Annotated in this window: 3 protein-coding genes; 2 read left to right on the forward strand and 1 reads right to left on the reverse strand. The window is 59.7% G+C overall.

The annotated features are described in order from the left end of the window. Both D3227_RS42445 and D3227_RS39670 read left to right on the forward strand, forming a co-directional pair. On the forward strand, positions 1-205 hold a 205-nt coding region (locus D3227_RS42445), incomplete at its 5' end, for a hypothetical protein (RefSeq protein WP_208646609.1). Positions 206-362: 157 nt separating this feature from the next. Continuing rightward, a complete protein-coding gene (locus D3227_RS39670) occupies positions 363-3,047 on the forward strand; it encodes a condensation domain-containing protein (protein WP_147377822.1) in 2,685 nt (894 codons plus the stop codon). Positions 3,048-3,621: 574 nt separating this feature from the next. On the opposite strand, the gene D3227_RS39675 is transcribed toward D3227_RS39670, so the two are convergent. Next, positions 3,622-4,686 (reverse strand): IS256 family transposase, encoded by a 1,065-nt coding sequence (locus D3227_RS39675; RefSeq protein ID WP_245452154.1) that lies wholly within the window; start codon positions 4,684-4,686, stop codon positions 3,622-3,624. Positions 4,687-4,889 lie beyond the last annotated feature (203 nt).

Here is a 4,889-nt window from a genome sequence, read left to right on the forward strand (position 1 = left end):
GGTAGCGCTTGGTCTTCTTGGCGATCTTGGCCATCCGGCCACGGCTCTGTTCGGTCCACATCCACAGCTTGAATCACAAACCAGCCTCCGCCGAAATCCCAATTTTCCGATTTTCCAAACGGCCTCTTACACGTCTCGCTTACCGCCGTCATTCGAGGTCATGTTCAGCAATGTAAGGGTGAAGACATCTGTATTCGGAACCTGACATTCTAAGGCGCAAGCATTCTGCCGTTGTCACGCGAAACACATGATTTCGCTCCTCTTGCCCGTACACCTTTCGGTGGCATGCCGATTGCGTGGGATACGATGAAGGATCCGTTACGACCATAGCGTTCTTGCAATCTCCGACCGAGGAGGTCTTCATGAAACTTGCTCGAATCATCCAAATCGATACGGACGCTGCACGGCTGAGTGCAGTCACGCCAATTGTAGCTTTGCCGCGTCCGTCGCGGGTGCCGCTGTCATTCGCCCAGCAGCGGGTGTGGTTCCTGTCGCGTCTGGCGGGCGGCAGAGAGGCGTGTCATATTCAGATGGGGCTCCGGCTGCGCGGCGAGCTGGATGAGGCCGCCCTGCAGTCGGCGTTGGACGGGCTAGTGGCGCGTCATGAGGTGCTACGCACGATCTTCGGAATGCAGGGCGGCGAGCCGTTCCAGCGGATCGGGCCGGCGGATTTCGGCCTGTCAGTGAAACGGGACGATCTGACAGCGGCTGATGGGGAGACAACGCTCGCGGATCTGTTGCGCAATGAAGCGGACGCGGCGTTCGACCTGGAGGTGGAGCCACCGATCCGCAGCCGGCTGGTGCGCTTGGCGGTGGACGATCATGTGCTGCTGATCACGACCCACCGCATCGTCTCGGACGACTGGTCGCGGACGATCATGACACGCGAGCTCAGCGAGCTCTACGCCGCGGCCCGGGAGAGCCGCGCGGATCGGCTGACGCCGTTGCCGCTGCAGTATGCGGACTACGCCCTTTGGCAGCGCTCGCTGTCGCGCGAGGTGTTGGAGCGTCAGTCGGAATACTGGCTCCGGAAGCTGGCGGGCCCGCCAGCCGTGCTGAAACTGCCGACGGATCGGCCGCGCCCGGCTCAGCAGGACTACAGCGGCAATTTCATCGAGGTCGTGTTGCACGAGCCGTTGACCGCCCAACTCAAGGCGCTGAGCCGATATCATGGGACCACGCTGTTTGTGACTCTGCTGACGGGCTGGGCTCTGGTGCTGGCGCGGTTGTCGGCCCAGGACGAGTTGCTCATCGGCATACCGAGCGGAAATCGCACGCGCTCCGAGATCGCCGGGCTGATCGGTCTCTTTGTCAATACCCTGCCGCTGGGGATCGATCTGTCGGACGATCCGACGCTGGCAAAATTGCTGAAACGGGTGAATGCCGCGGCGCTTGGGGCACACGCGAATCAGGATCTGCCGTTTGAGCAAGTGATGGAACTTGACACCCAGCCCGTCGCTCATACCCCAATCTTCCAGGTCATATTTGCATGGCAAAACAATGGCACAGAATCGGCGAAGCTGCCGGGGCTCGAACTTGAGCATGTCGGCATTGACGACCGTGTCGCCCAGCATGATCTTGCGCTTGACCTTGCTGAGGTCGGCGAGGCGGTTCGTGGGAAACTGATCTACGCGACGTCCCTATTCGAGCGGAGTACAGTCGACCGGTTTGTGGAGTATTTGCAGCAGGCGCTAAGCCAAATGGCGGTTGACTCCGGGCAGCGGGCCTGGTCGGCGCCGCTCCTATTGGCGGACGAACGTCTCCGTCGTCCGGTGGAGTCCAACCGGATGAAAGCGGCCCATCCGCTGGATCGCCGCGTTCAAGAGTTGTTTGAGGCGCAGGAGGAACGGGATCCGAAAGCGATCGCAGTCGGCTTCGATCAGGGCCTGAGCTGTCGCGATCCGAACACGCGGGCGAAATCGGCGGCCACCGACCTTTGCCCGCCTCGATCATCGCCCACCAACTCGGGTCCGGGGTCCGGAACTGCGGCAATGGATTTCATCGAGGGGAGGCGCGTCGTTACCGAGGGTGAGCTTCAAGCCAAAAGCATCACGCGTTATCATGTCACAAAATTCTACCGTGAGCAGATCACCAATAGTGGTTACTACAACAAGCTTAAGTATATTGTGGAGCCATCATTCGAGGAGTTCGAGAGTTCCGGCAGTCTGGATACGAGTGGCGAACAGGACAACACTGTTCTGCCTGGACTTCAGCACAAGTACGCTCAGACTGGGTTGTTGCTGGCAACAAACCGTTGCGTTTCATATTGCCGCTTTTGCTTTCGCAAACGCCTCGTCGGCAAGGATTTTGATGATGAAATTGCACCTGATTTCGCGCAGATAGCGCAATATATTGGTGGGCATCCTGAGATGACGAACGTTCTGCTTTCGGGAGGCGACCCGTTCGTGCTCACCACCGCCAAGCTCGACAAAATTCTTGATCATCTGCTGCCGATCCCACATTTGGATTCGATCCGATTCGGCACAAAAACAGTCGCCTACGACCCCAAGCGGTTCGAGGATCCGTCTCTATCGGCTTTGTTCCAACGGATCCATGAAGCGGGTAAAGCCGCAGTGATCGTCACACATTTCGATCACATCGGTGAAATCTCGATCGATGCAGAGCGCAACATTCGCTCCTTGCGCGCACAGGGCGTGCAGTTTCTCAATCAGTCCGTCCTCCTCGCGAAAGTCAACGATGATCCCGAGGTCTTGGCTGCGACCTTTGCCAAGTGTCACCAAATGGGTGTCCGCCCTTATTATCTTTTTCAGGCCAGGCCTGTGAAAGGGGCGTCACATTTTCAGGTTCCGCTGCACCGCGGAATAGAGATTGCGCACGGCATCAACCAATGTCTCAGCGGCATACAAAAGACGTTCAAATACATCATGTCGCATTACACGGGAAAGATCGAGCTCCTCGACCTTGGAGCCGATGGCCTTGTGTATATGCGATATCATCAACACAAGAATTCGGAAAAAATCGGAAAGATATTCACTCGGCCACAGCGCGAGGGCGCGTGCTGGTTGGACGATTTGCCCGAAGGATGAGATCGAAAGGCGCGCAATGCTGATTACTGACACAGAGAGAGTGGATCACAAAAGCCCGGCCCTTTCCGTGTGGCACGCCGTGAGCCGGTAGTGAGGGCTTTTCCGCTCGCCGATCGAGTCGGGCTGAAAATGCTGGATGCCGGTGGGAATGCTGTTGCAGCGGCGGGCGGGCTTCGCTTGCACGAATTCAACGACTACCGCGATGCTGGACCGCGCGCAGGAGATACGGCGGGCTCAGTCGCGAAAGGTCGATGCTATTCGTAGCCACATCGTGGAAGAAGGCGATCCGGTCACGTCATCGCTGCACAAAGCCGAGGATGGTGGATTACCGTGTCCATCCGATTTAAGCTCCTCGCCAAAGGTCAATGACTGCCAAAATATTTAACAACAGTATGAAAAAAGCATAAATGTTTTCTTTCGGTGCCGTAGCGGATCGTGTTGGAAATCGGCGGAGTAGCCTCCGGTAAATTGAGATTATCGGTTCATGCGGCGAGGTCAATCTGCTGATCGAGTGGCTTCGTAGGAAGCGTGTGCCAGCCGTCGATTTTCCGCATCGAGATCTGGCCGGACGCCATCAATGCCAGAACAGCATGGCCGCGGTTTCGGCCGAAGGCAGCACGGTCTGGGTTTTGATGCGCCGCTTGAACTCCTCGTGCAGCCGCTCGATCGCGTTTGTTGTTCTGGCGCTTTTCCACTGGCTCGGCGGCAGCCGGGTGAAGGCGAAGAGACGCTCGCCAGCCTCCTCCAGGCTGTCGGCCACCGCGCGGCATTTGAGCCGCCATTTGCGGATGAACGCCTTGCGGCGGATCTCGATCTCCTCTGGCGTGGCTGCGTAGATCATGTCGGTGTAATCGGCAGTGATCTCCTCGTGCAGGCGCTCGGGAGCATGCGCCAGCAGGTTGCGGTGCTTGTGGACGGTACATCTTTGAACCGGCACCCCGTCCCACAGCGCCGCAATCGCCCTGTCCAGTCCGGCCTCGCCGTCGACGATGAGGAACTCGGGCCGGCGAAGACCGCGCCCGACGAGATCGTCGAGGATGGCCCGCCAGGCCTCGGTCGTCTCGCCGCCCATGTTCTTGACGGCAAGCAGGATCTTCTGGCCGTCCGCGCGCACGCCGATGACCACGAGCAGCGAGATCGAGGTCGCTTTGCGGTCGAGCCTGACACGAACTACCGTCCCGTCGAGGATCAGGCGCACGATCGGCTCGTCCGCCAGCGAGCGGGAATTCCAGGCATCCCAGTCGGTTTGACCTTGCGCCAGGTGCGGCTGACGACGTCCTTGCCGATCGCGCCGCCGAACAGCGCGGCGAGCGCACGCCGCACGCGCCTGGTGTTCGTACCCGGCGAGATAAACAGAGGCGATCAGCGCGTCGGCGGCCATCGTGCGCCGCTGATAGGCGCGCAAGGCCTTGCTCTTCCACTCGGCCGTCTTGTCCTCGCCGGCCTCGAGGCGCGCCCGCGGAACCGTGATCTCGGTGGTGCCGAAGGTCCCCGTCAGCGTGCGCGTCCGGCTGCCGTGGCGGTGGCCGGCGACACCGGCGGTCTCATCACTGCGCGCCGCCGGCTGCCGGCCATACCGGGGCGGGGCAAGCACCGCTTCCAGCTCGGCCTCGAGCATCGTCTCGATGAAGCCGCGCACCCGCTCGCGCAGGCCAGCTTCGATCGGATCAAACCAGTTGTCGAAAAGATAGCTCGTCGCCTCATCCCCTAGCTAGCACTACTTTGGCAGGTTTTTAGCGGCGGGCGAGTTTTTGGAATTCCCAAGAGAGAGTTTGCGTGATTCATAGGAGGTCGGCTTGTGGAGGGCCGATCAATGGATGTGGACTGGCAAGCCGATCTCGA

Origin of the sequence: Mesorhizobium waimense, assembly GCF_003601975.1 — a bacterium.
GTDB classification, from domain to species: domain Bacteria; phylum Pseudomonadota; class Alphaproteobacteria; order Rhizobiales; family Rhizobiaceae; genus Mesorhizobium; species Mesorhizobium waimense.

Excerpts from the sequence above, each read along its gene's own strand:
- D3227_RS39670 (WP_147377822.1), top strand. The coding sequence starts at position 363 with ATGAAACTTGCTCGAATCATCCAAATCGATACGGACGCTGCACGGCTG.